Genomic DNA, 26,361 nt, shown 5'->3' on the forward strand with positions numbered 1-26,361 from the left:
TCTGCGTATCCTGAAAGTTCGCGAATCGACGTACTATGGCCGGAAGAAACGAGAGGCATCCAGTACCGAAGAACAGGCTTCATGCGCTCTAAAAGGGCGTCCTGTGCCTGGATTTTCCTCTACGAATACGGGCCGGAAAGTTTCAGATGAACAGATTAAAGAATGGATGCTCGAACTCCTGGAAGGAGAAGAGCACATTTATGGGTATAAGAATTTGGCGCTGTGCCTCCGCAGACAACGTGGATTGATTCTAAACAAGAAAAAGGCGTACCGCATTTGCAAAGAGTTAGGAATTCTTCAGAAACAACGGAAGAAAACAAGCAAACATCCTCGAAGAGTACCGAGAAACCGGACGGTAACCGGGGTGAACCAGCTATGGCAAATTGATATTAAATATGGGTACGTGATTGGGCGCCAGCGTTTCTTTTTCGTGCTCAGTATCATCGATGTATTTGACCGCGTCGTCGTCGGACAATACCGGGGTTCCGTGTGTGAGGCCAAGCACGTCGTACAGACACTATGCCGGGCGCTACAAGAACGCCTGAATCCCGGCGATGAGTTGCCCACCGTCCGCACCGACAACGGGCCTCAGTTTGTCAGCAAGTTGTTTGGTGATACGTGCGAGAGTCTGGAGATCGTCCATGAACGCATCCCGCCACGCAGTCCGAATATGAATGCCTACATTGAGTCATTTCATAGCTTACTCGAACGTGATCTGTTCAGCCTGACGGAATTTATGACATTTGAAGAGGCCTATGAAGCACTTGATCGTTACATGGATTTCTACAACAACCGCAGAATGCATGGTAGCCTAAAGAGCATGTCACCATCGGAATACTCAAAGTGGGTCATGACGCTGGAGGACCGATCAAAATATCATCGGGCCGTGTAACCACGCGAAATAGGAAGCAATTCTAAGAACGCATCTTTTTTGGTGGACATGACTCCAGATATAGGGGGCCTAGCCGAATGTACATTATTTTAGGTCCTTTTGCTTCAAGCCGAAGCGAAAAGGGTGAAAGTCCTGCAGTTTTGCAGGATTCCCTTTCCGGTAAAGTCGTCCATATCGAATTGCTGTATTTGCGCAGGATTTCGCCTACCGAATAGGCGTGTCTTGAGAAATGGTGCAGTTTTAAGTTTTACGGATTTCGCCTACGGGATAGACGGGTCTAGGGAATGGGGAGTTTTCAGGCCGTTGGAAAACCCTTGTTTTTTAATTTCGGGGTGGAGATTGTCCATTTTCCTGCTCATAACTTGGCACTCATAGCGTTTTAAATCGATTTTTTCAACGGAGAGACGAGATCCACCACAGAAAAAATGAAGTGCCACAAAATCCCTTGGACTTTCTCAACAGCCTGAATTCTTGTCCCCTTCCCGTGCCAAAAAACAGTTCTTTTTGAGCACGTACTTTATTTTATTTTGACAAAGCTCCGCGAAGCCCTTACCATTCTTGGTAGAAGGAGAGGATGTCCTTGAATCAGTTAGGGATTCTTCAGCAGTTATCGCGGGCGCTTATGCAGCCGCTGATCGCGCTGCCCGCAGCGGCGCTGGCGCTGGCGCTTGGCCATCTTCTGGCGGGGGCGGGCTTCCAGGATACGGCTTCGCTGTTCGAGCTGACCGGCCGGACGATCTTTTATGTGCTCCCCTACATTTTCGCGGTGGGGGTCGCGCTGGGGCTGGCCAATAATGCCGGAATCGCCGCCCTGTCGGCGCTGCTCGGCATCTTTATTTTCCGCCAGCTGCTGAATCAATGGAGCGGATCGGCCTTCGAGCCGACCGTATTGAACGGCATCATCTTCGGAATATTGGCGGGACTCGTCCATCAACGCTTCAAGGATGTGCGCTTTCCGGAATATATGCAATTTTTCGGAGGCCAGCGATTTGCGGTGCTCCTTACGACGCTGTGCTCGATCGCCCTTTCCTGGGTGATGATAATGCTGGCTCCCTTCATGCAGCAGGGCATCCAGTTTTTAGGGCAGGAAATATTGGCTATGGGCGGATTCGGCGTTTTTTTGTATGGCGTCCTGCATCGGGTGCTGATCGCTTTCGGCCTTCATCATCTCCTGAACAATCTGTATTGGTTCCAGGTAGGCACATTTACCGATGCCGAAGGGATGACGTACAGCGGCGATTTGCCCCGTTTTTTTGCGGGAGATCCGGAGGCAGGCGTATACATGGCCGGTCTGTATCCGATTATGATGTTCGCGCTGCCGGCCGTGGCGCTGGCTATTGTGCATGAATCGCGGGAGGATCTGCGCCCCAAAGTGCGCAAGACATACATGACGGCGGCCTTGGTCTCGCTGTTGACGGGAATTACCGAACCGATTGAATTCGCGTTCCTGTTCGCCGCACCGTATCTGTTCATCGTCCATGCGCTGTTGAGCGGGGCCGCGATGTGGATTACGGCCGAACTCGGCGTGCGGCACGGCTTCTCGTTCTCGGCCGGAGCGATAGATTATGTCGTCAATTTTCACCAGTCGAAGGGAGCGCTGTGGATTATCCCTGTCGGCATCGCGTTCGCGCTCATCTATTATGTCGTCTTCCGCTTCGCCATCCAGAAGTTCCAGATCCCGACCCCGGGCCGGGTCGAAGGCTCGCTGCTTGACGATATGGCAAGCGACCTGCTGCATCGGGTGCCGCTCATCATGCAGGCGCTCGGGGGCAAGGATAATATAGCGGACATTCAGGCCTGCATTACCCGGCTCAGGCTGCGCGTCAACAATGACAAGCTGGTCGATCGCCATACGCTGCGCAAGCTTGGAGCGGCGGGCGTCATTCGGCTTGGCGGGGGGCATTTACAGGTCGTCTTCGGCACCTACTCGGAGCTGATCAAGGATGAGATGGTCAAGCGGCTGCAGCGCAATTCGAAGCAGGTCTGGTTTGTCGCTCCGGTGCAAGGGAAAATGATCCCGATTGAAGAGGTGCCGGACCGCATTTTCGCGCAAAAGCTTGTCGGACAAGGAGTCGCCTTCTTGCCTGACAAAGGCGAGCTCGTCTCGCCCGTACATGGCCGAGTGCGCCATGTCTACCCTACTATGCACGCGCTAGGCATCGAGACGCCGGAAGGGTTGGAAGTCCTCCTTCACATCGGAATCGAGACGTCATCGTTGAATGGCGCCGGTTTTCAGGCAGTTGTACAGGAAGGTGATGAAGTGAGACCAGGACAGCTTATGATTAAATTCGACTACAACGAAGTGAAGAAGCGCTGCGCATCGCTCGCGACCCCGATGGTCATTACGAATTCGGATACGGTCGCTTCTTGGAGCTTCGCGCCGTTCGCGGCGGTCAAGCGGGGGCAGACTTCCGTCATGTCGGTCGTGCTGAAGGAGCAGGCTAACGGGGGTGGTAGACGATGACGCAGAAGGTGCAGGGAATCGGGGCTTCGAGCGGAATCGCCATCGGCAAGGCGTTCGTGCTTCCGACATGGGAATGGGACGTGCCGGAGGAAAAGATGGATCCGTCCGATCTGGCCCGCGAGTTCGAGCGGCTGTACGAAGGCATCCGTTCGTCAAAGGACGAGATCGAGTTCATTAAGAGCGAGATTCGCGAGATGGTCGGAAATGAAGAGTCCTCGATATTTGACGCGCATCTGGCCATATTGGACGATCCGATATTTATGAATGAGATTCAAGGCATTATCCAGCGGCAATACAAGGCGGCCGAAGTGGCGGTCAAGGAGGCTATCGATCACTTCGTCACGATGTTCGATTTGCTGGACGATGAGTATATGAAGGAGCGGGCGCTGGATATCAAGGATGTCGGCAACCGTCTGCTCAAGCATTTGCTGGGCGCGCCGGAGATTACGCTGCCGACCGACACGCAGCCGTATATTCTGGTCGCGAAGGAGCTGTCGCCGTCGCAGCTCGTCCATCTCAATCCGAAAAATGTGCTTGGCATCGTCATGCTGATGGGGGGGAAGACGTCCCATTCGGCGATTATGGCCCGGGCGCTTGGCATTCCGCTCGTGCTCGGACTGGAGGGGAAGATTACAAGGCCTGTCCAGACGGGCGATCTGGTCATCGTGGACGGGGAGCATGGCATCGTCCATATTGAGCCGCCGGAGCAGGTCATAAAGCAGTACGAGGCCCGGCACGAAGCGTATGCCCGGGAGATGGACGAGCTGAAGAAGCTGGTCAAGCTTCCTGCCGTCACTCAGGATGGGCTGACGATCACCTTGTCGGCCAATATCAGCTCCACGCGCGAACTGGAGATCGCCGATCAGAACGGGGCAGAGGGCGTCGGGCTGTTCCGGACGGAATTCATGTATATGGATCGTTCGTACCCGCCGTCCGAAGCGGAGCAGTTGGCGGTCTACCGGGATGCCGCCGAGCATTACAAGGATTCGCAGGTCATTATCCGCACGCTCGATATCGGCGGCGACAAGCCGATGGAATATTTGAATCTTCCGGAAGAGGATAATCCGTTCCTCGGCTACCGGGCGATTCGCATCTGCCTCGATCAGCAGGAGCTGTTCAAGTCTCAGCTCCGCGCCATTCTCCGGGCGAGCGCGTCTGGCCCGATCGCGATTATGATCCCGATGATCTCGTCCGTGGAGGAGATTATCGCGGCCAAGGCGGTGCTGGAAGAGGCGAAGGCGGAGCTGCGGGACGAAGGGCTGCCTTTTGACGAGAAGCTGCCTGTAGGCATTATGATCGAGGTTCCGGCTGCGGCCCTGATCGCCGATCGTCTCGCGGAAGAGGTTGACTTCTTCAGCATCGGCACGAACGATCTGGTGCAATATACCCTGGCCGTCGACCGGATGAACGAGCAGATTGCGCATATGTACGATCCGTTCCATCCCGCGGTGCTGCGTCTCATCCGCCATACGATCGAGGCGGCCAAGGCGCGCGGCATCGGCATCAGCGTCTGCGGCGAGATGGCGGGGGATACGCGGGCCGTCCCGCTCTGGATCGCGCTGGGCGTCACCAAGCTGAGCATGTCCTCGCGCTTCATTCCACGGGTGAAGGCGGCTATCCACCGCGCGACCCGAACCGGGAGCGAGCAGCTGGCGGAACGTCTTTTCGCGGCCCGCTCCAAAGCCGAGATCGATGAGCTGATCGAACGGCATTTTTCGTCGTGACCTCCATTCGGTAAGGCCTCCCGGCCTCTTCCTATGGAGATGGGCCTGTCTCCAAACCAGAAAAGGCATGGTCCCTGGATAACGGGGCCATGCCTGAGATTGCAGACAAACTCCCGCGAAATACGGCAACCGAGGGCGTGCTTTTCATTTTTACAAAATTAGGGGATGGTCGGCCGGTTTTCCATGTCCCGCAAATCATCCGGATTCGGAGAAAGCCGCATGAACCCCGCTAAAATTCGGTGGTATGGATGCAACGGGAGCCGTAGCGGAGCGCCCAGATCGGCGTGAAGCATCTTCTCGATATGGTCATGCGCTAGAAATGAAGCGGAATGAAGTCCGGCAAAGACGGTGCTGCGGAGAACCCAAAAAATTCATCATTGAACCGCAGCGGGCCAATGGCGATGAGCCGCCCGGGCGTGCCGATGCGCAGCCGCTCCAAGACGCCGTTCAAGGTCTGAGAGGCTCGGTTCGCCAATACATCTCCATTATTCTTCCGTCGTTCCCGGCGAGAACGTCTGCAGTTCCGGGGCATTCACTCCGACTAAGCTGCAGGATCACCCACCCCCTCTAGTTCCTTATTTCACGAAATGGCTGCAGTATCACCTTCCGCTCTAGTCCTTGTCTCCGCAAAAGCTGCAGTACCACCTTCCACTCTAGTTCCTTGTCTCCGCAAAAGCTGCAGTATCACCTTCCGCTCTAGTTCCTTGTCTCCGCAAAAGCTGCAGTACCACCTTCCACTCTAGTTCCTTGTCTCCGCAAAAGCTGCAGTATCACCTTCCGCTCTAGTTCCTTGTCTCCGCAAAAGCTGCAGTACCACCTTCCACTCTAGTTCCTTGTCTCCGCAAAAGCTGCAGTACCACCTTCCACTCTAGTTCCTTGTCTCCGCAAAAGCTGCAGTACCACCTTCCACTCTAGTTCCTTGTCTCCGCAAAAGCTTCAGTATGACTTTCCACTCTAGTTCCTTGTCTCCGCAAAAGCTGCAGTATCACCTTCCGCTCTAGTTCCTTGTCTCCGCAAAAGCTGCATATCACCTTCCGCTCTAGTTCCTTGACTCCACAAAAGCTGCAGTACCACCTTCCACACTAGTTCCTTGTCTCCGCAAAAGCTGCAGTACCACCTTCCACACTAGTTCCTTGTCTCCGCAAAAGCTTCAGTACCACCTTCCACACTAGTTCCTTGTCTCCGCAAAAGCTTCAGTATGACTTTCCACTCTAGTTCCTTGTCTCCACAAAAGCTGCAGTACCACCCACCACTCTAGTTCCTTGTCTCCGCAAAAGCTTCAGTATGACTTTCCACTCTAGTTCCTTGTCTCCACAAAAGCTGCAGTATCACCCACCACTCTAGCTCCTTGCTCCACAAAAGCTGCAACATTTCTCGCACCTCTGTTCATCTTACTCTACCAATCCTGCAAGAATGCAGCAATTCTATTGTCACGAGGTTGCGAAAAATAGGATTGCTGCAAAAATACAGCAATTCCTATACGGCAAGGCGTAGAGAGCGTGTAAAGTGGTGAAATGCTGCAGTTTTGCAGGATTTTCTCGAAATTTCGCCTCTTGAGGCTAAAAATGCTGCACCTGTGCAGCATTTTCATGCGGGACCAGCTCATACAGGACCAGCTCATACAGGACCAGCTCATGCGGGACCAACTCATGCGAGAGCAGCTCATGCGAGACCAGCTCGCTGCAAGCGCAGACCAGCTTGCCCTAACCTAAGCTGTCCTGCCTTCCCAGCCCCCGCCATCCCTAACAAAAAGAAAAGACTGTCGACAGGACTTTGTCGACAGTCTGAAGCATGGCCCCCGGATACGGGGCCATGCCTTTCTGCTTGCTCTGGACTTGCTCAGCGTTCCGCCAGCTTGTCGCAAAATGCTTTCCCGTAAGCGGGAAGATCCGGCGGTCTGCGGGCCGATACGAGGTGGCCGTCGACGACGACCTCCTGATCGAGCCACGTCGCGCCCGCGTTCTCCATGTCGTCGCGGATGCCCGGCGTCGATGTTACGGTCCGGCCCTGAAGAATTTTGGCGGAGATAAGCACCCAGCCTGCGTGGCAAATCTGGCCGATCGGCTTGGCCGCCTTATCTATGCCGCGGATTATCGAGAGGACGCCTTCATAGCGGCGGAGCTTGTCGGGAGCCCAGCCCCCCGGTACGAGCACGCCGTCGTACGATTCGGCATCGATGTCCTCGAAAGCAAAGTCGGACGTGGCGGGAACGCCGTATTTCCCGATATACGTCTTGCCGGCCTTATCGCCAACCAGATGCACCTCCGCTCCCTCTTCGCGGACGCGGTGAACCGGATACCATAATTCCAAATCCTCGAATTCGTCATCAACGAGCGCGATGACGCGCTTGCCGCTTAAACGCATAAATATCTCAACTCCTTCGTACGGTGTATCGAAGAACAAACCTCCCGCGCAATCGAACGCGAACCGGCCCGGATTGCATCATAACGGCTCTATTTCCATAATGAAGCCTATTGAGTCTTGGGGCGGAATGGCCTACGATTTTAAGAGGGAAATTCGTTCTGCGGATGGAATAGATCCTTATCTATTCATTACCATAACGTCATTCGGATGAAGCTGTCAAACGATAGCGGCCCTCCGGCCGCGGCCTGCTCTCCAGCCCGGCCCGGCAGCAGGGGCGGAAGCGCCCGGACGGAACGTGAGGGCAGATAGAGACTAATGATACATATCGAAGCGCATTCCATGCGATATGGCACCAGGTCCGGCATAGGGGTCAGACAGAGAGAAACTGTGATGTAGGGGTGGTTGTATGAACAAACAATGTAAGTGTGGCCATGAGATGCGGCTTGCTTTGCGCACGGTTATCCACGACCGGACGATACACATTCACCATGTGCCTGTGTTGACGTGCCCGCGTTGTGAACGCTCGGAGCTGTACCCGGCGATCAAGCAGGAGATCACGGATATGATTCGCTGCCGCAAGGCCGGGCAGAGCAAGGACCTGCACGGCGGGGAGCAGGAGGGCGATTTCGTGCCGCGGCATTATTTTTTCGAGGAAATGAACGAGGCGGCGAGCGTGCTGGCCGAATGCGCGGACGCGATCGGGCCCGGCGATCTGCTTCCGTACGCTGAGGAAGTGATGAACGACCGGATTAATAAGCTTCTGGACATGTACCTGCTGGCCAAGACGCTGGAGGATGAGGAGTGGATGTCCGAGCTCCAGGAGCGCTTAAAACAGATTTCCGGTTTTAGTTTCTATCCGGATCGGGTTAAAATAAGTTAAGAGGCTCTTTGCCTACTGCACTCCCTCGGAAAAAGATTCCGGCGGGAACAAGGAGGATTCCCGATTGAGATCGATAGATACGGAGCAAGCGCTGCAGGAATGGATAGATTCCACCACGGAGCAGACCGCCGTCTTATTCAAGCACAGCACCCGCTGTCCGATTAGCGCCCGGGCGAACGAAGAGATGGGCAAGGTGGCGGAGGAATTCGAGCCCCGGGGAATCGCCATGGGACGAATTCTTGTCGTCGAGCATCGCGATGTGTCGCTTGCCTGCGCAGACAAGCTGGGCATCCGCCATGAATCGCCTCAAGTCATTGTAATGAAAGAGGGGCAGGTCGTCTGGCACGACTCCCATCATGCGATAACATTTGACAATGTAAGCACGGAGTTGACGTCTTCCACCCGCTAAATGACTCATTTTCAGACGATTGCAGTTGTAACATTGCGAATTTTCTGAAAATATCGTATCATGAAATGTAATAAAAGGGTCGTAACAAATTTTCGGTAATTGGAGAGAAGATTCGTGACGGTAACTATTTATGATGTAGCGAGAGAAGCGGGCGTCTCGATGGCCACCGTTTCCCGGGTTGTGAACAACAACCCGAACGTGAAGCCGCAAACGCGAAAAAAGGTGTATGAAGCGATTGAGCGTTTAGGTTATCGCCCGAATGCAGTCGCACGCGGACTTGCGAGCAAAAAGACGACAACCGTTGGGGTCGTCATTCCGGATATTTCCAATTCTATTTTTGCTGAGGTCGCACGAGGAATTGAAGATATTGCGAACATGTACCACTACAATATCATTTTGTGCAACGCAGACAAGAAGAAAGAGAAGGAAATTCGCGTCATCAATACGCTGCTGGAGAAGCAAGTGGACGGGCTCGTGTTCATGGGCGGTGTCGTAACGGAGGATCATATCCAGGCGTTCCGTACCGCATCCGTTCCGATCGTGCTGTGCGCGACGACGGACGAGCATGCCTCCATTCCTTCGGTAGACATTGATCATGAAGGGGCCGCATTCGATGCGGTCAACACCCTGATTCGCCATGGTCACCGCGATATTGCGATGATTAGCGGCACGCTTCAGGATCCGGCGAACGGATTCGCGCGTTTCCAAGGCTATAAGAAGGCTTTAGAGGGAGCAGGCATCGAATACAAGGAAGACTTGGTCCGTATCGGGAATTACCGGTATGAATCCGGCGTGGAAGCCATGAAATATTTCCTCGGTCTGAAGAAGCGCCCGACGGCGATTTTTGCGGCCACCGATGAAATGGCGATCGGCGCGATTCATTGCATTCAGGACGCCGGGTTGAAGGTGCCTGACGACTTCTCGGTCATCAGCGTTGACAATATCCGCATGGCTTCGATGGTTCGTCCTCAGCTGACGACGGTAGCCCAGCCAATGTATGATATCGGCGCGGTGGCGATGCGCTTGCTGACCAAGCTGATGAAGAAGGAGAACGTCGAGAATTCGCAGGTCGTTCTGCCTCACGAGACGATTCTTCGCTTGTCGGTCAGCCAGGTGAATGAGTAAGCCGCAGCATGCCGGCGGCATATGAAGAGCCCCTATTTTTGGGGCTTTTTGTGTGCCGAGCCTGCCGTGGCGCAACATATCCGATCATGAAGGAATGAAGGAGGAAGGCGATATGGCACACGAAGCCGTAATCGGAATTATTGGCGCGATGGACGAAGAGATTGAGCGCCTGCTGCAGGCTGCACAGGACGTTGAAGAAGTGAATGTAACGGGAATGACTTTTTATAAGGGGCAGCTCGAGGGGCGTCCGGTCGTCATATGCAAATCGGGCGTCGGCAAAGTGAACGCCGCCGTCACGACACAAGTGCTGATTGACCGCTTCGGGGCCAAGCAGGTGCTCTTTACCGGGGTCGCCGGCGCGATTCACCCCGAGCTGAATATCGGCGATATCGTCATCTCGACGTACTGCATGCATCATGATATGGATGTGACTGCGCTTGGCTTCGAGCCAGGGGTCATTCCATTCCAGGAGACCTCCCGCTTCGAGGCGGATAGCGCCCTGATTCAGCTGGCCGAGCAGGTATGCGCCGAATTGTTCCCGGGGCGATATCTGAAGGGCGGGGTGCTGTCCGGGGATCAATTCATTGCCAGCCGCGACAAGGTCAAGGCGCTGTACGAGACGTTCCCTGGATCGGCCTGCACGGAAATGGAAGGCGCGGCCGTGGCGCAAGTATGCCATATCCATGCGATCCCGTTCCTCGTTATCCGGTCGATGTCGGACAAGGCAGACGGTTCGGCGCATGTCAATTTCGCGGAATTCACGGTCGAAGCCGCCTTGCACTCCTATCAAATTATTGAGCGGATGGTCAGCCAATCCTCGTGATCATGCATGTCCGCAGCGATGTTCCGGGCGGGAAGGCGGCGCGTTCCCGTCCGGCTTGCTGATTTACCTCACATACTCCAGCGCCATCTCCTTCACTTGCGCGTTCTTCGCTTCGATAATGGATCGCCGGGGCATCGGGGCCCATCGCCCCACGTCATCGAGCCAGGTGGACGGAAGCGGGACCGGAGCCTCCCCGGACCACCGCGCAACCCAGGCGTCGGGCAGAGGGGTCAGCGGCTCCCGGGCCAGCTTGTCCTTCATGGGATGCTCGCTCATCTCCAGCCACAGCATGCTCCAGGCACGCGGCACGACTCGCCAGATGTCATAGCCGCCCCCGCCGAGCGCCACCCATCTTCCTTCGCAGCACGCATGCGCGAGCCGGTGGATCATTTTCGGCATCTCCACATAAATACGCATGCTGCAATGCATGTGAGACAGCGGATCGAACGCATGGGCGTCACAGCCGTGCTGGCTGATGATGATGTCCGGACGGAAGCTTCGCGCGACCTGGCCGATCGTCTCCTCGAAGCAGCGCAGCCACGATTCGTCCTCTGTATACGGTTCCAAAGGCACGTTCACGCAAGAGCCGAATCCTTCCCCGGCGCCGCGCTCGTTCACGAAGCCGGTTCCGGGGAACAGGAATTTGCCCGTCTCATGAATGGAATAGGTGAACACATTCGGGTCGGTATAGAAGCTCCACTGGACGCCGTCGCCGTGATGGACGTCGGTATCGATATAGAGAATGCGGACATTATAGTGCCTCCGCAGCCAGGAGATGGCGACAGAGGCGTCGTTATATACGCAGAAGCCGGCCCCTTTCTCGCTGAAGGCGTGGTGCAGCCCGCCGCCCAGATGCAGAGCGTGGAGAGAGCGGCCGCTCATGACGGCCTCGCAGGCTGCGACGGAGCCCCCTACAATCGCGCTGGCGGCCTGATGCATCCCCGCGAAGTAGGGGGTGTCTTCCGTATGGAGGCCGTACTGATCCGAGCGGGCGACCCATTCCTCCGCGGGAGCGGCTTCGCTTAACCCCTTCACGGCTTCGATGTAGTCCTCCCTGTGTATGTACCGGATCCACGCCTCCCAATCTGCCATCGAGGTGGCAGGCCGAACGATGAGATCGTCGGAGAGGGCGCCGATGCGCGTCAATAAATCGTTGGTCATGACGAGGCGGCGCTGATCGAACGGGTGATCGGCGTTGAACCGGTACCGAAGCGCATCATCATGCATGAAATATAGGGCTGTGTCGGCCATTCGAGCACCATCCCTCCCTTTTGCCATATTGAAATGAATTGAATGATTCAGTACATGAACCGCTGGCGGAAGCGCACGCGATCGAATTGCTCGCGCGAGGCGAGCGGAACGTCCTTGCCGATGCGGACCATCAGGCAGTTGGCGGGGTGCGAGCAGATCTCCGGATCGTCCGTCGCATACCATACCATGCCGACCGATTCCATCAGCCGCTCCATCATTTTCCGATAATCCCACACATTGAGCCGGGTGCCTTCCAAATCCCAATGCCAGTAATATTCGGTCGTAAATACGATATAGCTCTCCATCTGATCGTCTTCAAACGCGGTCGTAATCATTTTTTTGCCGAGCCCCAGCGAACGGTACTCGTTGGCGACCTCGATGGCGCCCAGCTCGATGAGATCCTCCATGCCGCCCTCCGACCAGCGCTCCAGTTCGTCCGGATAGTGAAAGGTAACGTATCCGACGATGGTCTGGCCGTCCCGGGCCGCAATAATTCGCCCTTCCGGCAGCCCGGCGATCTCAATCAGCGCTTCCTGCTGTTCCTTCGGCCTTCGGAACGCATTCAGGTTCGGGTGCATGTCCCATGTGCTAAGCAGCTCCGGCTTGACAGGCCCTTCCACGACGATGACGCGATCTTCGTAAGGGATGATTTGCGCGTGATAACATTTTCGATGCTCCACACCCAGCAGCTCCTTTCGTCTCTTCCCTTGGTTATAGCAAAAAAAGGCCGGTTTGAAAAGGAAAAGAATAGGCTAAAAGAAAAACATATGCTATAATAAATCAAGCTTTTAAATAATTCATGAAATCTCCCCTTGACAGCACGATTCACATCAAAGTCAAAATTTTTTGCGAGCTCCTGAAAACGGTTTTATTTGCGGATGAGGCAAATGCTGGCATGACCAAGCAACCAATCATGAACATTCATGAAGTTAGGAAACAGGAGGATGAAGCGACAATGAGTAACGTGCAAGGAGAAATCATTACCCCATCAGCAACCAATCCGAACTTGAAAAATTACGAAGAAGCGGTTGCCAACTTCAATTGGGAGAGCGTGGAGCAGAGCTTCTCCTGGGCGGAGACGGGCCGGATCAATATGGCTTACGAGGCGATTGACCGGCATGTCGATCAGGGCCGGGGAGACAAGGTGGCTCTGCTCTATAGCGACGCGCAGCGCGACGAGTCATACACGTTCGCGGACCTGAAGCGCAAGTCCAACCAATTCGCCAATGTGCTTCGCTCGCTCGGCATTCAGAAGGGGGAGCGGGTCTTTATTTTTATGCCGCGGACGCCGGAGCTCTATATGAGCGTGTTCGGCATCCTGAAGGCGGGAGCGGTCGTGGGACCGCTGTTCGAAGCGTTCATGGAGACGGCGGTCAAGGATCGCCTGCAGGACAGCGAGGCTGTAGCGATCGTGACGACCCCGGCCCTGGCGCACCGGGTTCCGCGGGCCGACCTTCCGAAGCTGAAGCATGTCATTCTCGTCGGCGAAGACGTGAATACGCAGGATGGCTATATCGATTTCCACGCCGAGATGGCGGAAGCGTCCGAGGAAGCGGAGCTGGAGTGGCTGGGGCGCGAAGACGGCCTCATTATTCACTACACATCCGGATCGACCGGGAAGCCGAAGGGCGTCTACCATGTGCAAAATGCAATGATTCAACATTATCATACAGGCAATGTCGTGCTGGATTTGAAGGAAGATGACATCTACTGGTGCACGGCCGATCCGGGCTGGGTTACCGGAACATCGTACGGTATTTTTGCGCCGTGGCTGCACGGCGTAACGAATGTAGTCCGCGGGGGACGGTTCAGCCCGCAGGATTGGTACAGCACGATTCAGAAATACAAAGTTACGGTATGGTACAGCGCGCCGACGGCGTTCCGCATGCTGATGAGCGCGGGGAACGATGTCATCGCCCAATATGACCTGTCCAGCCTGCGGCACGTCTTGTCCGTCGGGGAGCCGCTGAATCCGGAGGTTGTCCGCTGGGGCATGAAAGTATATGGTCAGCGAATTCATGATACGTGGTGGATGACGGAGACGGGCGGACAGTTGATCTGCAATTATCCGGCGATGCCGCTGAAGCCGGGATCGATGGGACGTCCGGTCCCCGGCGTCGAGGCTTCCATTATCGACGATCAGGGGAACGAGCTGCCGCCATACCGGATGGGCAATCTGGCCATCCGTACGCCATGGCCTTCAATGATGCGCCAAGTATGGAACAACCCTGCCAAGTTCCAGGAGTATTTCCGCGTGGACGGATGGTATATCTCAGGCGACTCGGCCTATCGGGACGAGGATGGTTATTTCTGGTTCCAGGGGCGCATCGACGATGTCATTAATACGTCCGGCGAGCGGGTCGGGCCGTTCGAGGTCGAGAGCAAGCTGGTCGAGCATCCGGCGGTCGCGGAAGCGGGCGTCATCGGCAAGCCGGATCCGGTCCGCGGCGAGATTATTAAGGCATTCATCTCGCTGCGAGAAGGCTATAGCCCTTCGGACGAGTTGAAGGCCGATATTTCCCGCTACGTGAAAGAGAACTTGTCTGCGCACGCCGCGCCGCGCGAGATTGAATTCAAGGATAAGCTGCCGAAGACGCGTTCCGGGAAAATTATGCGCCGTGTCTTGAAGGCATGGGAGCTGAATCTCCCGACAGGCGATCTGTCGACAATTGAAGATTGATGCCGCATAACGAAGAGGAGGCCGTGGAGGGCCTCCTCTTATGCTGGGCGGATCATAGAAGACAACAGCGATGGCTACGCATGCCATCGCTGTTGTTCGTTCGCATCGTGCAAGGCTTCGCGCGATGCGTTATGGATTTTTGACTTGAACGGCGGAGGTCGGGCTCGATTCTCCGGCGCTGTTCACGGCCGTGACCCGGTACCAGCCTGCCGGCGAGATCGTGATCAGTTCGAATTGTGCCGTCGGCGTCGTGCCGATGCGTTCGTACGAACCGCCGTCAGAGCTATAGTAAACTGCGTACTCGCTCGGATTGTTGGACGAGGCGCTCCAGGTCAGCTTCAAGCCCATGTCCGTCAAGGAAGCTTGCGGATTGCCCGGCGTGCTCGGCGGACTGTCCGCCTCATCCGGAGCATCCGTCTCTGTTCCTTGATCCTGTCCGCCCTCTCCCGCGCTGCCTTCTCCCGTCGAGCCGGGGTTCTGGGCATCGGGGGCATCGGTGCCGGAACCATCCGGAACGGGCTCCACGTTCGCGCCCCCCAGCGTCACGGTCTGAGATGGGGCCGATTCATTGCCGGCCACATCGACAGCCGTCACATAGTAAGCGTACTGATGCGAATTGGAGAAATACGTCTTGAATTGAAGCTCCTCTCCCGTGAGAACCGTTCCTTCTTCACGCTTGAACGGACCGCCGTCCAAGGAGCGGTACAGACGATAACCGACGACATCCGCTTCGCCGTTCCGACCGAACGAAATGCGCAGCGCCGTATCGCCCACTTCCTCCAGACTTACGCCGGAAGGCGGAGCCGGCGGCTTGCCGTCATCCTTGCGCGGATCGACCTTCGCAGGCGCATCGGTGTTGGCGTCCTCCGGCAAATAGGAGGACAGCGAACGCCGCTGGCTGCTGGAAGACAGATGGTTCAGCGCTTGCTTCAGCTCCTCGATCAGCTCCTGGATCGGCTTCTCGCGCTTGATGACCACTTTCTCGCGGGTCATATCGTCTGGCGTCGTATCCTGCGGGATATAGTTGACGCCGTCATAGGTGATGTACTTCATCTTTTGCAGCCCGTCTTCGGTCTCTGTCGGCACGAATTTGCGGTTGAACAGATCCGTTACGTAGCGGCCGGCCTGCTTCGTCAGCTCGTTCGGAAGCTTCCCGCTCAATCCGGAGACGGTCATCCGCACGATGCCGTCAGGCTGGCTGAACTGCTTCGTCTCGAACAATTCCGGCTTCAGCTTATTCACTTCGTTCATGACTTTGGACCAGATCTCGGTGGAACGGGAATAAGCATCCCGATTCAAGACGTGAATCTGCTGGTCGTAGCCGACCCATACGCCCATCGTCACATCCGGCGTGTAGCCGATGAACCAGGTGTCGGCATAGTTCTGGGTCGAACCGGTCTTGGCGGCCACTTCCACCTTGCCGAACAGATCGAACTCCCACTGCACCCGGCGTCCGGTACCGCGTGAATCGGTAATGACGGTTTTCAGCATATCCGTCATCAGATACGCGCTCTGCTCGGACACGACCGGCTTCGGATCGACTTTGTGCTGGTATATGATTTTGCCGTTCGAATCGACAATCTTGGATATCATATACGGATCGTTATACTTCCCGCCGTTCGCGATAACACCGAAGGCATTGGTAATCTCCTCGACGGTAACGCCATAGCGGAGGCCGCCGATGACCCCGGTCTGAGCATAATAATCCTCCGGCTGAATCGTCGTGATTCCGAGCTTCTGGACGAAGTCAAGCGCCTGCTTGACGCCCAGCTTTTCTATGTAAATCTTGAGCGCCGGCAAGTTAAGCGATTCATTGAGCGCTTTTCTAGCGGTTACGAGCCCCTGGTATCTCATATTCGCGTTGCCGGGAATATGGTAGCCCTTGGAACCGTCCTTCAACACCATCGGCGCGTCATCCAGGATAGAGGCCGGCTGAATCAAGCCTTGATCCAGAGCTGGCAAATAAGCGGCCAACGGCTTCATCGTCGAGCCAGGCTGGCGCAGCATCTGCGTGGCGAAGTTCATCTGCTCCTCATAGAAATCCCGGCCTTCGATCATGCCAAGGATCGCCCCGGTACGATGGTCGATCATCATTGCGGCGACTTGCTCCAAGCCCTTCGTCTCGCTGTAAGGAGAGAAGTTGTCCTTGTTGTTCGCCACGTTCTTCATGGCCTTGTAAATTTTCTTGTCGATTGTGGTATAGACTTTATACCCGCCGTGGAGCAGCTGCTCCCGGGCATTCTGCAGCAATTCCGCATTCTCGCGCTTGCGCAGATCCGCCCTCGTGAACTCCGGATACTTCTGCAGGACAAGCACTTCCGCGGCAGCCCGTTCGGCTTCCAGCATCAGGTATGGATAAATCGCATATGCCTTTGCATTTGGCTTGGCGATGGAGCCCCGGATGTCAAATGCCAATGCTTCGTCATATTGCTGCTGCGTAATTTTATGCTCTTCGAGCATTCGTTTCAGAACCAGCTTCTGGCGCTTGATGGCTCTTTCGATGCCTTCCTCATTGACTTCTCCCTTGCCCGTGAACGCGGAGTAGGCGGAAGGAAGCTGGGGAAGACCGGCCAAATACGCCGATTGGGCGATATTCAGCTTATCCAGCTTGTCGATATTGAAGATTCCTTTGGCCGCGGCCTTGATGCCATACAGATTATAACCGCTTGAGCCGTTGCCGAACGAGACCTTGTTCAAGTAGGCGGTCAATATTTCTTCCTTCGACAGCATGCGCTCAATGCGCAGAGAGAGAAAAATTTCTTTGGCTTTCCGGCTGTCGGTTCGATCCAAGGTCAAAAACACTTGTCTCGCCAACTGCTGGGTCAAGGTGCTCCCGCCTGTCTGCACCGGCTTGTTCAGCACTTTTTGCATAACAGCCCGGGACAGCCCTCGGATATCAATGCCCATATGCTCGAAAAAACGGTTGTCTTCCGTTGCGATAAGCGCGTCGATAACAGTCTGCGGAATCTCGTCCATCGTGACCGGCCGCCTGTCTTCGTCGGTGCGAAGCTGGCCGATAGGAGAGCCGTCATTAAAATATACAAAACCTGTGAATGCATTTTCCTGAATCTTCTGCTCGATGTATTCCCGGGAACGAATCGGTTCATCCTTCACAAGGGAAGTGACGTAGCCGATGCCAGCACCGCCTACGAATAAGCAACATAGAATACCGAGCAGCATGAGCCACTTCGTGACGGTCCAGATTCGACGTCCAACCGACTTTTTCGGCCTCGGTTTATCGTCCTTTTCCGTCAGTTTCTCATCTACCATGCATTTTTTCCTCCTTATATTGCAGCGCTTTCCATTATACCACAAAAGTTGATTTGGTAGATGCTACTTTTCTTAGCCGCTTACAAAATGAAAGTAGATAATAGGAGGAAGGCGAAGCAAATGATTTTGACACCGGGAGCGGTTTTGTTATTAGTTAATTTATCTCGCCAAAGCACGAATATGATAAAACGATGACAGAATCAGCAGATGGCCGCGAAGAGAGTAGTGTTGGAGGCTTTTTCTTGCTTCTCCATGGAATGAGGTTCCCATCTTCTATAGGTTAGGCGGAATCCTGCGTTTATACAGTATGTTCTGCCTGCCGGGATCATTTTAGATGAAATTGCTGCAAACCTCAGGCTGTTGGAAAACCCCTGTTTTTTGTGAAGGGGTGGAGAAGGTCCATTTTCCTCATCCAAACTTTGGCTCTTAGAGCGTTTTAAATCGATTTTTTTCTACCGGGAGAAGAGATCCACATCACAGGTGAAAAGTCCCATAGACTACTCAATGGCCTGATTTTACGGGATCCAACCGACCGCGTCGGATGCTGGGGGCATCATCGCCTTCAGGAAGCACTATCAGCCTGCTGGAAGCACTATCGGCCTGCTGGAAGCATTATCCGGCCTGCTGGAAGCATCGCTGCCTCCTGGGGCTTGGACGTGCGGAGGAAATTGCTGCTATTTTACAGGAATTTCAGCTTAATGAGTCCCCATCCCGAGGAATTGCTGCAAATCTACATCATTTTAGGCCCTTTTGCTTCAAACCGAAGCGAAACGGGGGAAATTCCTGTAATTTTGCAGGATTCCCTTTCTGGAATCGTCGTCCATATCGAATTGCTGTATTTCTGCAGGATTTCGCTTACCGAATCGGCGTGCCTGGAAAAATCGTGGAGTTTGCGGATTTCGCCTGCCGGATGGGCGTGTCTAGGGAAATGGTGCAGTTTTCAGGATGGTGGAAATATCCATTTTCCTACTCAAAACTTCTTTCTCAACAGCCTGAAACCTGCATCCTTTTCGCCTGTTTTTTCCTATTTGAAATGATATAGTTGAAATTGCTGCAGTTTTGCACTTGTTGAAAAGCTTTCTATGTGGCTTCGATGGGCAATTCCGCAGCGCCAAGAAAAAAAGACAACAAAAAATCGCCGTCCATAAGGAACGGCGATTCGCTGCCTCAAGATGAGAATCTTAACGGCTGTAGAACTCGACGATTTGCTTCTCGTCGATCTCTTGGGACAATTCTCCGCGCTCTGGCAGGCGGATGTACTTGCCTTCAAGAGCAGCCTCGTTGAATTCCAAGTAGTTCGGAAGGTGATGACGGCCTTCCATCGCTTCTTTGATTACTTTCAGGCCGCGGCTTCTCTCGCGAAGACCGATAACGTCGCCTGGAGTAACAATGTAGGATGGGATATCGACTTTCTTGCCATTCACCGTAACGTGGCCGTGAGCAACCAATTGGCGCGCGCCTGCACGGGAATTCGAGAACCCGAGGCGGTATACCAGGTTGTCCAGGCGGCTCTCCAGCAGGAACATGAAGTTCTCACCGGCGATGCCTTGCATTTTCGTTGCGCGATCGAACAAGGTGCGGAATTGCTTCTCGCCCAAGCCGTACATGTGGCGAAGCTTTTGCTTCTCTTGCAATTGAACAGCGTAGCCGCTCAATTTCTTGCGCATGCCCGGACCATGTTGTCCTGGAGGGTAAGCGCGGTTTTTCAATTCTTTGCCTGTGCCGCTCAGAGAGATACCAAGGCGGCGGCTCAATTTGAACTTAGGACCTGTGTAACGTGCCATATGAAAGTTGACTCCTTCTCAAACGAAATGTTAGATAATGGGTCGCTTTGCGCCGATTCCCATCCTCATGCTGATATATGGATCAGCTCCGGCCCGGGGTTTCAGCCGCTGCCCGTCCGGCGATGGAAATACGTGAGGGTGACACAACAGTTCTCCCCTTATACATCTAACAATTCTATAAGATCACCGGGCCGAATGTCAAGATGATCAACGGCAAATCTCGCGCTTTTCAATGTTTCTCGCTAATCATAGAAAAGCGGCAACCATTCGACAAGATGCGGCTTACAAAACCGTAGATCTTTCGACATAGTTCTTATGACCTAAAAAACTTTTAAAGGTTGTGTGGAAGTAGTACATTTTAGCAGAGAAATATTGTATGATAGTAGGAGACCACCCTTTATATAGAAGGAGAAGAGCATGACGGAACGTCTAGTCCATCACCAGCCAATCGAATCGGACAAGAAGGTTGCAGGGACGAACGGTCCAGTTCCGGACGGAACCTGGGATCCGCAGCCTCTATCACGGGACAGCTGGGTGCTGCAGCGGGATGTGAACGTTAACGACTTCCCTTATCTGCAGCCTCTCCTGCAAGCCGCCTACAAGGCATGGACGGATGAGCTGCCGGCCCGCGCCTGTGTCCTGCGAGGCCGCATGGCGTTATTTGACTATGGGGGCAAGTGGATGGCGGGCGACTCCGGCCTGGCGGGCGACGCGGCAAGCAATCGCGCAGGCGCAGCCGCTCTCCAGGAACGCAAGCTGGCCGTTCAGGCGGGATACGGCTTCTTCTATGCCGCCTGCCCGCTGCTGAACAAGCGGGATGAGAGCTTCGCGGCGGTCGTGTGCCGATTGGACGGGGACCCGGATGAATCGTTCTCCGCAGGCATGGATGCATGGGTTTATGGACTTCGAACGCATTTTTACCGGCAATTCGAGCTGGTGTTTGTGGACGAGCTGGCGCGAACGCTGAGAACGGCGGAACGGGAACTGAAGCGCCGCGACGTGCTGCATGGGGCTATCCGGCATATGCATGACCGCATCAACGTCGATGCCGTATTGTCGCAGATTATGTCCAGTGTCGAGCAGCTGGTTCCAGAGGCGCGGATCGAGGTCTATTTGTCGCAGGATCATACCAGCTCGAATCCGAAGGTGAAGCCTTTGCAGTTCCAGCCGGGAAGCGACGGTGTCGTGCGTCAAGCCTTCATGAAGGGAGAAGTATGTTATGAACGTGACGGTGCGGACAGCGATACGGAAGTAGGGTTTGCGCTGTGCGGCAAGCAGGGAGCCTATGGTGTGATTAAGGTCAGCTTCCCCGGGATCGCGCCGGATCCTTCCGATGTGCAGCTGATTCAGCTTATTGTGGAGACGGCCGGTACGGCCTTCGAGAACGCCCGTCTTCACGAGCAGGCCAATGAGGTCATACAGGAGCTGCGGTTCATCAATGACTTGACGAAGCGCATCAATCAGAGCTTGCGGCTGCGCGATGTGTTCCATGACGCGACCCACGAGCTGCTGCGCGTGTTTCGGGCCGACTTCTGCATGCTGCTTCAATTGAACGAGGAGCGGCAGTGCTATGAAGTGGTGTCCTGCAACATGGACGAATTCGATGATGCGTATCTTTCCTTCGAGGAAGGATTATTCGGTCATATGTATTTGGAAAAGGAGCCGGTCATCGTATCCGATATTGCGGTGGACGTACCCGCGTCCATGCAGTTTTTCGAGAAGCTGAATTATCATTCCGTCATCGCCGCGCCTTTGTTCGGCAGCGGGGAGATGGTGGGCATCGTCGTGCTTGCCGATCGGCGCAAGCAATTCTTCACGTACGACAATTTCAAGCTGCTTCAGATGCTGGCGACCCACATCGGATTGGCGATTGCGAATGCGGCGCTCCACAGCAGGGTCAAGCATCTCGCCAACAAAGATCAGCTGACCGGGCTGTATGCGCGCCACTACCTGGACAAGCAGATTCACCGCCAGCAGAAGAATGACTTCTGCGGTTCGCTTATCGTCGTGGACATCGATTATTTCAAGCAAATCAATGACCGCTACGGCCATCAGGTGGGCGATAAAATATTGAATCAGGTCAGTCAAATTATACGGAGTTCGATTCGCGAATCCGATATCGCGGCTCGTTGGGGCGGCGAGGAGCTGGCGGTCTATTTTCCGCAGCTCAGCATCAGCCAGACGATCCGGATAGCGGAACGGATTCGAACCCGGGTGGCCAACGAGACGGAACCGCAGGTCACCGTCTCCTGCGGCATTGCCGACTGGAGCTGGCAGGACGATTTGGTCAGTGTCGAATCGCTGTTCTACCGAGCCGATATGGCGCTCTATGAAGCGAAGGACAGCGGCCGCAATCAGATCCGCATCAGCACCTAGCATACGGTGCTGCCCGATGAATAATCCCAATTCAAGCGTGAGACGATAGAAGAGATGGGCCATCCATGCCCATCTCTTTCTATTTCGGTAAATCGCCTCCTTTTTTTTAGGGGCATTTGCAAATTTTCTTGCGACAAGAAGGGGAGGATCGATATGGGCGGGACGATAGGCCGGGGGCGAAGACGCGCCTTGATGTCCGCAGTGGCCGGATTCGCCATTCTGCTGCAAGGGTGCGGAGTAAGCGCCAATCCCGATGACATGCTGAACCGCGCCCTGAGCGGAGTCGGGGGCCAGGATCAAGTGCGGTTCGAAGGCTTGGCCGAGATCCGCGTCGGCGAGGACATGCTGCTGACCAAGCAGTTCCGGTATGAAGGCGAGGTGAAGCAGCACAAGGGCGTCCATATGAAGCTGGGCGCCGATATGGATCAGCGGACGACCGCCAAGCGATGGAATCCGGTCGCGCAGATGGATCAATTGCAGCGAATCGCCCGCAAGCGGGTCTCCTTTCTTCCTCAGCAGGAGACGAAAGTCAAGGCGAAGGGCAACGGTCAGGAGAACACAGCGGAGCAAGAAGGGAAAGACCTCGTTCCGCTGGAAGTCACATTGTCCGACGAGGATGCGAAGCGAATCTATATCAGCCAGTTGGAGGAGGACTACAAGCGGATCATTATCCCTTCGGAGCCGTACCAGAAAATACGCCGTTCGCTGAGCGAGCAGGAACGGAACAAATTGGATGCGGAGCTGAAGTCGATCGTGGATCGCAGCCGGACCGACCTGGATCAGAAGCTGAAGGACGCCAGCATCGCAGGACGTTACGTCGTCTGGGTGGAGCGGCGCCATTCCTTGCCTGTCATCCTGGAAGGCTGGTTCACGGCCGGCTACAATGACAACGGCAAGGAACGCCGCGAGACCGTTCATACGAAGACGCGGTTCTCTTACAAGTGATCCGGAGCGTCTCAGGGCTTCCGGCCGATCCGCTGGCTGCCAACCGAGAGTCGGCGCTGACTTCGATAAGCGCTCATGTTACAATGGGTAAGGTTTCATCATTTTATCGGCCGACCGAGGAGGAACGTGACATGAAAGACCCAAGATTGCAGAAGCTGGCCCAGAACTTGGTTGGATATTCCATCAACGTGCAACCAGGTGAAAATGTGCTGATTGAGATGATTGGCTCCGAGCGCGAGCTGGTGACGATGCTGGTAGATGAAGTCGCCGCGCGGGGCGGCCGCCCGTTCGTTCAGCTGACGGACCGGAAAGTGCTGCGCTCGCTGATCAAGAACGCGTCTGAGGAACAGATGAAGACGTGGCGGGAGTATGATCTGCTCCGGATGCAGAACATGCAGGGATATATCGGAATTCGCGCCGGGGAGAACGCGAACGAAATGTCCGATGTTCCGGAAGACAAAATGAAGCTGTATGACGCTATTTATTCGCATCCGGTACATATGGAAGAGCGCGTCAAGCGCACGAAGTGGGTCGTGCTTCGTTATCCGAACGCATCGATGGCCCAGTTGGCGAACACGTCGACGGAAGCGTTCGAAGATTTTTATTTCGATGTATGCAATCTCGATTACTCCAAGATGGACAAGGCGATGGAGTCGCTGAAGGCGCTGATGGACCGCACGGACAAGGTCCGCCTTACCGGCCCGGGAACAGACCTGGCGTTCTCGATTCGGGGCATCGGATCCGTCAAATGCTCGGGACAGAACAATATTCCGGATGGCGAGGTCTATACCGCGCCGGTCCGCGATTCCGTCAATGGCACGTTGACCTACAACACGCCATCGATTTATAACGGCTTCACATTTGAGAATATCTCGTTCCGGTTCGAGAACGGCAAAATTGTGGAAGCGACGAGCAATGATACGGCCCGGATCAACCATATTCTCAATTCGGACGAAGGCGCGCGCCACATCGGGGAGTTCGCCATTGGCGTCAACCCGTACATTTTGCATCCGATGAAGGATACGCTGTTCGATGAGAAGATTGCGGGCAGCATTCACTTTACGCCGGGGCAAGCTTATGAGACGGCGGACAACGGCAACCGTTCCTCGATACACTGGGACCTGGTGCTGATCCAGCGTCCGGAATACGGCGGAGGAGAAATGTACTTCGACGATGTTCTCGTGCGCAAAGACGGCCTATTTGTCATCCCTGAGCTGGAGTGCTTGAATCCGGAGCATCTCAAATAAGGGGAATCGTTGATTTGCCGCATGTTTTTGCGGATTTATTATTGCGTCCAGCGTCTCATTCACGGTATGATGGAAACGTAAGGAGACCGACCGAACTAATTGATGACGGAGGGATTTCGATGTCCAATAACACGGCAATTGTGGAAATCTCACAAGCAGCGAACAAGTTCAGATCTTCGATAGTCTTGCAAGCTGACAACAAATACATTGATGTTAAGAGCATTCTGGGCCTGTTCACGACCTTGGTGGGCAACCAGAAGTACGAGCTTCACGTTCACGGGCCGGATGCGGATGAGGCGAAGGCAGCGATGGCGGAAGTATTCAAGAAGCATGGATTGGACGTATCCGTTGTAGCGGAATAGCAGCGAGAGCCGGAGCAGAATGTTCCGGCTCTTTCTATATCTATCCTGACATACAGCCGCTTGCGCAGGCTGCTACGGGATGAGAGAAGTTCGTCATGCATCTTGTGTTACCCGGCATGATCGTCTAATATTAGAGTTAGAACAATCGTGACTTCGAGTCATAGGGGGGAAACCAGGCATGTCTTCGTCGAATGTGTTGCAACAGCTAAGTGACAGGGCGCTCACTCTGCTAGAAGCGGATGCGCATCAAATAGAGAAACTCATCCAGGTCCAGATGGAGAACTTGGCGACGCGTTACTGCCCTCTCTATGAGGAAGTATTGGATACGCAGATGTACGGTTTTTCTCGGCAGGTTGACTTCGCCGTTCGAGCCGGACTGGTGGAGGAAAGCGTTGGGAAGCAGCTCGTCAGCAAGCTGGAACGCAATCTGGCTACCTTGTATGAGGCGTTGAATAAGGCTACTCAATAAATCCTATCGCGGAACGGCGGTATCCGCGAACACGGGAAGGCCCGGGATGTTGTATCCCGGGCCTTTTGAGTGCAGGCGCCGCTGCCCAGCTTAGACAAGGTAGAAGGATACCCCCAGAATGACGTAGACGGCGAGCAGCAGCAGGCCTTCATACCAGTTCGTTCGTCCGTCCTGGGAGATAGATTTGGCGATGAAGACCGCTACCCCGATCGCGATCATCTCCAGCGTCGTGAACACGATGTCCATCGTCTGCCCGAACAGCGCGCTCACGAAGACGAGCACGGGAGCGACAAAGAGCGCAATTTGCAGACTGCTGCCGATCGCGATCTCCACGGCGGCTCCGATCTTGTTCTTCATGGCCATCATGACGGCGGCGCTGTGCTCTGCGGCATTGCCGACAATGGCGATCACGAAGGCTCCGACGAACAGCTCCGACAGGCCGAATTGCGCCGTGAACGTATCGAGCGTCCCAACAAGCCATTCGCTGACAAAAGCAACCATGACCGTGGAGATGACGAGGTAGAGCACGGACTTCCCTTTGGACCATTGGGGCTCCTCTTCCGCCTGTTCCTCCGACCGCTCCGATTCTTCGGTCAACAGATCCTTATGCGTGACCATCGAGAACAGAAGCCAGAGCAAATAAGCGGCGATGAGAATGCCGGCCACGACCAGGCTCAGGATAACGGTACCCTTCTCGCTAAGGGAATGGGTGGTGAAGAAGGCGGCGGGCACGAACAGCGCGATCACGGCCAGTATCATCAGCGAGCCGTTCATTCCGGCCAGGTTCGCATTGAATGTCTGCACCTTATACTTGATGCCTCCGACAAGGACGCTCAATCCGAGCACAAGCAGGAGGTTGCCGATGATGGCGCCGGTCAGGCTCGCCTTGACCATGTCGAACAGCCCTTCACGCACGAGGAAAATCGCGATGATGAGTTCAGCCGCATTGCCGAAGGTCGCATTCAGGAACCCGCCCAGGCGCTGGCCCGCATAATGCGAGACGGCCTCTGTCGATCGTCCAAGGAATCCGGCCACGAACACGATCGCCACGGCGGACAGGGCGAATTGAAGCGTCATGTTCCAGGATAAGTAATGTCCGGCTGCACTTAAGAGGAAGGTCAGCCAGAGGATAATGAAGAACAACCGTTTTCCCAAAACATCACCCCTAGAAAATTCATAATGACGTGAAATCATCCGATATTTAATATAACCAACCGCATCGAGATCGTAAACAAAAATTACTGTCGTTGCTTGTCATCAGGTGTTTGCTTTCAAGATTGGGGATCGGTACAATAA

At 54.8% G+C, this 26,361-nt stretch carries 22 protein-coding genes; 15 read left to right on the forward strand and 7 right to left on the reverse strand.

Annotated elements, in window-relative coordinates; genetic code table 11:
• The first annotated feature begins 10 nt into the window (after positions 1-10).
• The 4 genes from L6439_RS09065 (at position 11) to ptsP (ending at position 5,080) form a co-directional block, all read left to right on the forward strand.
• Positions 11-892: an IS3 family transposase gene (locus L6439_RS09065; protein ID WP_237096883.1), complete on the forward strand. Its 882-nt coding sequence runs from the start codon at positions 11-13 to the stop codon at positions 890-892.
• Between the two features lie 77 nt (positions 893-969).
• Entirely contained in the window at positions 970-1,107 is a 138-nt protein-coding gene (locus tag L6439_RS09070; RefSeq protein WP_213470169.1) for a hypothetical protein, read from the forward strand.
• A gap of 359 nt (positions 1,108-1,466) precedes the next feature.
• Positions 1,467-3,356 (forward strand): glucose PTS transporter subunit IIA, encoded by a 1,890-nt coding sequence (locus L6439_RS09075; RefSeq protein ID WP_168179774.1) that lies wholly within the window; start codon positions 1,467-1,469, stop codon positions 3,354-3,356.
• Positions 3,353-5,080: a phosphoenolpyruvate--protein phosphotransferase gene (gene ptsP / locus L6439_RS09080; protein WP_168179773.1), complete on the forward strand. Its 1,728-nt coding sequence runs from the start codon at positions 3,353-3,355 to the stop codon at positions 5,078-5,080. Before L6439_RS09075 ends, ptsP begins: the two co-directional genes overlap by 4 nt.
• 313 nt (positions 5,081-5,393) lie before the next feature.
• Here the strand turns inward: ptsP and L6439_RS09085 are convergent, their stop codons facing one another.
• Positions 5,394-5,555, reverse strand: coding sequence for a hypothetical protein (locus L6439_RS09085; RefSeq protein WP_213470171.1), 162 nt, complete (start codon positions 5,553-5,555; stop codon positions 5,394-5,396).
• A gap of 1,364 nt (positions 5,556-6,919) precedes the next feature.
• Complete coding sequence (locus L6439_RS09090) at positions 6,920-7,444, reverse strand: type 1 glutamine amidotransferase domain-containing protein (RefSeq protein WP_213470173.1); 525 nt, start codon at positions 7,442-7,444, stop codon at positions 6,920-6,922.
• A 406-nt stretch (positions 7,445-7,850) separates the two neighbouring features.
• Between L6439_RS09090 and L6439_RS09095 the strand changes: the two genes are divergently transcribed.
• From L6439_RS09095 to L6439_RS09110, 4 genes are all read left to right on the forward strand, one after another.
• The gene (locus L6439_RS09095; protein WP_237096795.1) at positions 7,851-8,324 is read left to right on the forward strand and encodes a hypothetical protein; all 474 of its coding nucleotides are present in this window, start codon (positions 7,851-7,853) and stop codon (positions 8,322-8,324) included.
• A gap of 64 nt (positions 8,325-8,388) precedes the next feature.
• On the forward strand, positions 8,389-8,733 hold the full coding sequence (gene ytxJ / locus L6439_RS09100) for a bacillithiol system redox-active protein YtxJ (RefSeq protein WP_168181303.1): 345 nt from the start codon (positions 8,389-8,391) through the stop codon (positions 8,731-8,733).
• A 114-nt stretch (positions 8,734-8,847) separates the two neighbouring features.
• The gene (gene ccpA / locus L6439_RS09105; protein WP_087442890.1) at positions 8,848-9,858 is read left to right on the forward strand and encodes a catabolite control protein A; all 1,011 of its coding nucleotides are present in this window, start codon (positions 8,848-8,850) and stop codon (positions 9,856-9,858) included.
• A gap of 112 nt (positions 9,859-9,970) precedes the next feature.
• The gene (locus L6439_RS09110; protein WP_168181304.1) at positions 9,971-10,681 is read left to right on the forward strand and encodes a 5'-methylthioadenosine/adenosylhomocysteine nucleosidase; all 711 of its coding nucleotides are present in this window, start codon (positions 9,971-9,973) and stop codon (positions 10,679-10,681) included.
• Between the two features lie 63 nt (positions 10,682-10,744).
• On the opposite strand, the gene L6439_RS09115 is transcribed toward L6439_RS09110, so the two are convergent.
• Complete coding sequence (locus tag L6439_RS09115) at positions 10,745-11,932, reverse strand: acetoin utilization protein AcuC (protein ID WP_213470175.1); 1,188 nt, start codon at positions 11,930-11,932, stop codon at positions 10,745-10,747.
• Positions 11,933-11,979: 47 nt separating this feature from the next.
• Positions 11,980-12,612 (reverse strand): GNAT family N-acetyltransferase, encoded by a 633-nt coding sequence (locus L6439_RS09120; protein WP_213470177.1) that lies wholly within the window; start codon positions 12,610-12,612, stop codon positions 11,980-11,982.
• Between the two features lie 275 nt (positions 12,613-12,887).
• On the opposite strand from L6439_RS09120, the gene acsA reads away from it, so the two are divergent.
• On the forward strand, positions 12,888-14,612 hold the full coding sequence (gene acsA / locus L6439_RS09125; RefSeq protein WP_213470179.1) for an acetate--CoA ligase: 1,725 nt from the start codon (positions 12,888-12,890) through the stop codon (positions 14,610-14,612).
• A 129-nt stretch (positions 14,613-14,741) separates the two neighbouring features.
• Here the strand turns inward: acsA and L6439_RS09130 are convergent, their stop codons facing one another.
• On the reverse strand, positions 14,742-17,882 hold the full coding sequence (locus L6439_RS09130) for a penicillin-binding protein 1A (RefSeq protein ID WP_213470181.1): 3,141 nt from the start codon (positions 17,880-17,882) through the stop codon (positions 14,742-14,744).
• A gap of 541 nt (positions 17,883-18,423) precedes the next feature.
• Here L6439_RS09130 and L6439_RS09135 point away from each other — a divergent pair.
• Positions 18,424-18,924, forward strand: coding sequence for a hypothetical protein (locus L6439_RS09135; RefSeq protein ID WP_237096796.1), 501 nt, complete (start codon positions 18,424-18,426; stop codon positions 18,922-18,924).
• A gap of 139 nt (positions 18,925-19,063) precedes the next feature.
• Here the strand turns inward: L6439_RS09135 and rpsD are convergent, their stop codons facing one another.
• Complete coding sequence (gene rpsD, locus L6439_RS09140; protein ID WP_168182818.1) at positions 19,064-19,666, reverse strand: 30S ribosomal protein S4; 603 nt, start codon at positions 19,664-19,666, stop codon at positions 19,064-19,066.
• 417 nt (positions 19,667-20,083) lie between these two features.
• On the opposite strand from rpsD, the gene L6439_RS09145 reads away from it, so the two are divergent.
• The 5 genes from L6439_RS09145 to L6439_RS09165 all read left to right on the forward strand — a co-directional run bounded on the left by L6439_RS09145 (position 20,084) and on the right by L6439_RS09165 (position 25,065).
• Positions 20,084-22,042 (forward strand): sensor domain-containing diguanylate cyclase, encoded by a 1,959-nt coding sequence (locus L6439_RS09145; protein WP_168182819.1) that lies wholly within the window; start codon positions 20,084-20,086, stop codon positions 22,040-22,042.
• A gap of 153 nt (positions 22,043-22,195) precedes the next feature.
• Positions 22,196-22,987: a hypothetical protein gene (locus tag L6439_RS09150; protein WP_213470185.1), complete on the forward strand. Its 792-nt coding sequence runs from the start codon at positions 22,196-22,198 to the stop codon at positions 22,985-22,987.
• A 131-nt stretch (positions 22,988-23,118) separates the two neighbouring features.
• Positions 23,119-24,234, forward strand: a complete 1,116-nt coding sequence (locus L6439_RS09155) for an aminopeptidase (RefSeq protein ID WP_213470186.1) — start codon at positions 23,119-23,121, stop codon at positions 24,232-24,234.
• A 119-nt stretch (positions 24,235-24,353) separates the two neighbouring features.
• Positions 24,354-24,596, forward strand: coding sequence for an HPr family phosphocarrier protein (locus tag L6439_RS09160; protein ID WP_006680016.1), 243 nt, complete (start codon positions 24,354-24,356; stop codon positions 24,594-24,596).
• Positions 24,597-24,774: 178 nt separating this feature from the next.
• Positions 24,775-25,065 carry an Fpa/YlaN family protein gene (locus L6439_RS09165; RefSeq protein ID WP_087442899.1) on the forward strand — a complete coding sequence of 97 codons (291 nt, stop codon included), beginning with the start codon at positions 24,775-24,777 and terminating at the stop codon, positions 25,063-25,065.
• A 90-nt stretch (positions 25,066-25,155) separates the two neighbouring features.
• Here L6439_RS09165 and cax read toward each other — a convergent pair whose 3' ends face one another.
• Positions 25,156-26,220, reverse strand: a complete 1,065-nt coding sequence (cax, locus tag L6439_RS09170; protein WP_168182822.1) for a calcium/proton exchanger — start codon at positions 26,218-26,220, stop codon at positions 25,156-25,158.
• Positions 26,221-26,361: the final 141 nt, after the last annotated feature.

It is taken from the genome of Paenibacillus dendritiformis, assembly GCF_021654795.1.
Classification (GTDB): Bacteria; Bacillota; Bacilli; order Paenibacillales; family Paenibacillaceae; genus Paenibacillus_B.

Bases quoted from the DNA above. Each gene is read 5' to 3' on its own strand.
- L6439_RS09070 (WP_213470169.1), top strand. From the start codon at position 970: ATGTACATTATTTTAGGTCCTTTTGCTTCAAGCCGAAGCGAAAAGGGT.
- L6439_RS09075 (WP_168179774.1), top strand. From the start codon at position 1,467: ATGTCCTTGAATCAGTTAGGGATTCTTCAGCAGTTATCGCGGGCGCTT.
- ptsP (WP_168179773.1), top strand. From the start codon at position 3,353: ATGACGCAGAAGGTGCAGGGAATCGGGGCTTCGAGCGGAATCGCCATC.
- L6439_RS09090 (WP_213470173.1), bottom strand. From the start codon at position 7,444: ATGCGTTTAAGCGGCAAGCGCGTCATCGCGCTCGTTGATGACGAATTC.
- L6439_RS09095 (WP_237096795.1), top strand. From the start codon at position 7,851: ATGAACAAACAATGTAAGTGTGGCCATGAGATGCGGCTTGCTTTGCGC.
- L6439_RS09110 (WP_168181304.1), top strand. From the start codon at position 9,971: ATGGCACACGAAGCCGTAATCGGAATTATTGGCGCGATGGACGAAGAG.
- L6439_RS09115 (WP_213470175.1), bottom strand. From the start codon at position 11,932: ATGGCCGACACAGCCCTATATTTCATGCATGATGATGCGCTTCGGTAC.
- acsA (WP_213470179.1), top strand. From the start codon at position 12,888: ATGAGTAACGTGCAAGGAGAAATCATTACCCCATCAGCAACCAATCCG.
- L6439_RS09130 (WP_213470181.1), bottom strand. From the start codon at position 17,882: ATGGTAGATGAGAAACTGACGGAAAAGGACGATAAACCGAGGCCGAAA.
- L6439_RS09135 (WP_237096796.1), top strand. From the start codon at position 18,424: ATGCTGGGGGCATCATCGCCTTCAGGAAGCACTATCAGCCTGCTGGAA.
- rpsD (WP_168182818.1), bottom strand. From the start codon at position 19,666: ATGGCACGTTACACAGGTCCTAAGTTCAAATTGAGCCGCCGCCTTGGT.
- L6439_RS09145 (WP_168182819.1), top strand. From the start codon at position 20,084: ATGACGGAACGTCTAGTCCATCACCAGCCAATCGAATCGGACAAGAAG.
- L6439_RS09150 (WP_213470185.1), top strand. From the start codon at position 22,196: ATGGGCGGGACGATAGGCCGGGGGCGAAGACGCGCCTTGATGTCCGCA.
- L6439_RS09155 (WP_213470186.1), top strand. From the start codon at position 23,119: ATGAAAGACCCAAGATTGCAGAAGCTGGCCCAGAACTTGGTTGGATAT.
- L6439_RS09160 (WP_006680016.1), top strand. From the start codon at position 24,354: ATGTCCAATAACACGGCAATTGTGGAAATCTCACAAGCAGCGAACAAG.
- L6439_RS09165 (WP_087442899.1), top strand. From the start codon at position 24,775: ATGTCTTCGTCGAATGTGTTGCAACAGCTAAGTGACAGGGCGCTCACT.